The sequence below is a fragment of the uncultured Jannaschia sp. genome, from assembly GCF_947494055.1.
Classification (GTDB): domain Bacteria; phylum Pseudomonadota; class Alphaproteobacteria; order Rhodobacterales; family Rhodobacteraceae; genus Jannaschia.
The window spans coordinates 1-2905 of sequence record NZ_CANLTR010000105.1 but is presented as its reverse complement, the minus strand read 5'-3'; the positions used below and the strand labels follow the sequence as shown (position 1 = coordinate 2905).

2 protein-coding genes are annotated in these 2905 nt (G+C 63.4%); one reads left to right on the top strand and one right to left on the bottom strand.

Features of this window, described 5'->3' with window-relative positions; translation table 11 throughout:
• The first annotated feature begins 142 nt into the window (after positions 1-142).
• The gene (locus Q1A87_RS23170; RefSeq protein ID WP_299657135.1) at positions 143-1516 is read left to right on the top strand and encodes an NAD(P)/FAD-dependent oxidoreductase; all 1374 of its coding nucleotides are present in this window, start codon (positions 143-145) and stop codon (positions 1514-1516) included.
• A gap of 157 nt (positions 1517-1673) precedes the next feature.
• Here Q1A87_RS23170 and Q1A87_RS23165 read toward each other — a convergent pair whose 3' ends face one another.
• Positions 1674-2702 carry an SDR family oxidoreductase gene (locus tag Q1A87_RS23165; RefSeq protein WP_299657132.1) on the bottom strand — a complete coding sequence of 343 codons (1029 nt, stop codon included), beginning with the start codon at positions 2700-2702 and terminating at the stop codon, positions 1674-1676.
• Between the last annotated feature and the right edge of the window lie 203 nt (positions 2703-2905).

Sequence of the window (2905 nt, the reverse complement as noted above, 5' to 3'; positions counted from 1 at the left end):
CAAGATGTCCATTATCGATCATGGACATTATCGACAGCAGAGGCTCACCGTCAGAGCAGTCACAACGGACGGATACCTTGCAACAGCAGAAACTTCGCTCGTTCTCCGGCGGAGGTAGGCGGCGTGGAGAGAGGAAAAGACAGTGAATGCAAAACATACAGACGTCGGCTCGAGCGAAACACCTCCGCTGCCTGGTCCGGAGGTCATCATCATCGGGGCTGGATTCGGCGGCCTAGAGGTTGCTAAGGGGCTTGGAAAGGCTGGGATCGCCACAACCATCATCGACCGGCACAACCACCATCTGTTCCAGCCGCTTCTCTACCAGGTGGCGACCGCAGCCCTATCGGCGACAGATGTAGCGGAGCCGATCCGCAAGGTACTGCGCCGCCAGAAGTCGGTCCAGGTACTCTTTGGCGAGGTTTCGGACATCGACGTGAAGGCGCGAGAGGTCAGGATGACCTCCGGGCATCGGCTCGGCTACCGCTACCTCGTACTCGCCAGCGGAGCGGGGCACGGGTACTTCGGCCGCGACGAATGGGCGCAATGGGCGCCGGGCCTGAAGACGATCGAGGATGCCCGCCAGATCAGATCGCAGCTTCTGCTGACGTTCGAACGGGCGGAACGAACGACCGACCCCTTAGAGCGTCAGCGCCTGCTCAATGTTGCGATCATCGGCGGCGGCCCGACGGGGGTAGAGCTCGCGGGCGCGATCGCAGAGCTGAGCCGCTACACGCTTGCCCGGGACTTCCGCAGCATCGACCCCAAAGTCACGCGGATCACGCTGGTGGAAGCCGGACCGCGGCTACTCTCGGGCTTCTCGGAAGACATCTCTGTCTACGCGAAGGCGCGACTGGAGCGTCTCGGGGTGCATGTTCGGAGTGGCGAGACAGTGGAGAACGTCGGTCCAAACTGGGTCAGCATCGCCGGAGAGGAGGTGCCGGTGGGCCTGGTAATCTGGGCGGCCGGCGTCGCGGCGTCTCCGCTTGCGAGGCAGCTCGGCGAGACAGATCGCGCCGGTCGCATAGCGGTAGACGGAAGGCTGGCCGTGCGGGGTCAGGAGAACGTCTTCGCCCTAGGCGACGTGGCGGTCTTCACCGGCGAGGATGGTAAGGCACTGCCGGGCCTCGCACAGGTCGCCAAGCAGCAGGGCGTGCATCTCGGCCGCTCGCTGGCAACGCACATTCAGAGTAGCGAGCGGTTGGTGCCCTTCCGTTATCATGACCGGGGGAACACCGCGATCGTCGGCCGGCACGCCGCGGTCTTCGAGAAGGGGAACTTTCAGGTGAAGGGGTGGTTCGCTTGGCTCGCTTGGGCGGTTATCCACGTCTACCTTCTGGTAGGCTTCCAGCACCGTTTCCTCGTCTCTGCGCAGTGGCTCTGGCGCTACCTGACCTATGACCGCGGCGCGCGCCTGATCGCCGGCGACTATGTAGAGGTGGAGGATCCTGCGACCGTGCCTCTCCCTCGAAACCGATTGCGTTCCCCAGCTCCGCAATCGACGAAGGTGGTGCGATAGCCAAAGATCTCGGCCTTGCCTCCGTGTTGAACCGCTGCACTCTACGATTATCGCTTCCCCCGCTCTGGACGCGATAACCACCAAAGTTGGGATTTTTCCTTGCGATCAGGCGCGGAGCCTCCGGTGAATCTGGAGCGGTTTGTTCATAGTAACGGTGCTAGCTCTTGGACCAACCGAGGCGACGCCTGACCGACGGGATCGTGGCCACCGTCAGTCCGGAGAGCACGAGTGCTAACGCCAAGGTCCCGACAGGATGCGTCTGAGCCGCGGTCGTCACGCTGAAGGTGCGCGCGGCATACCAGCCCGAGCGTTCCTGGCCCTCGTCGGGAACGCCGCGAAGGGCATCCGGACCTTCTCGCGGGTGCTCGCGATCTGCCACCGCCTCCGGACCAACCATGCTGAGTGCGCGCTCGGTAAGTCCGGGAAACAGCCACGCAAGGGTTCCGCCGAAGGCCGCGGCGCTGCCGACGGGTATGGAGCGCTTGGGGTGCTCCGCCGCATACAGGATCGCACGCGCGACTACGTCGGGGCTGTAACGCGGCGGTGGAGCTTTGAGCGGCGCACCTGAGGTCGTCCTGGCGTGCTCGAAAAAGCCGGTGTCGATCGTGCTCGGCTTGATCAGGGTAACGCCGACCGGCAGCTTCTCCTGCATCAACTCGATACGCAGGGAATCGGTGAATCCCTTGATGGCGAACTTCGTCGCCGCATAGGGAGCGGCGAACGGCACCTGAATGTCCGACGCTGCGGACCCGAGATTGATGATTGCGCCGGCCGTCTTCCGTTCACGGAAATGATGTGCGGCCGCGAGCGAGCCGTACACCACGCCCCAGTAGTTCGTGTCGAAGACGCGGCGATGATCTTCCGTCTGGATGTCCCTGAGCGGGCCCACCAGCCCGATGCCTGCGACGTTCACCCAAGTGTCGAAGCCGCCGAAGCGCTCGAGTGCACGCCCGGCAAGCTGCTGGACGGCATCCTCGGACCCCACGTCCGTCGCCAGATACTCCGCCGTTCCGCCATCACGCTCAATCCTGCGGCAAATCTCGTGGAGTGCGGTCTCATCCCGGGCCGCCAGCAGCACGCGCGCGCCGCGCGAGGCAGCCATGCGTGCGGTCGCAAGCCCGATGCCTGAGCTCGCTCCCGTTATAACGATGCGTTGCTCTGCAAGTGGCTTTAATTGGATGGTCATAATGCCGTACTTCCACGAGGCGCGAGGCAATCCGGGAACAGCCCGGCATGCTAATTCACTGCGTACGAACCGGAACGGGACGGTATGGTTCCTGATATCGAAAATTATCGATCCGACGCCGGACGGAGGTAGTGTCCCGGGGCGTGGTGTAGGAACTGGCGTCCACCTGCTTCTTCATAGCTGGTGTCGCTCGTTCATTGAGC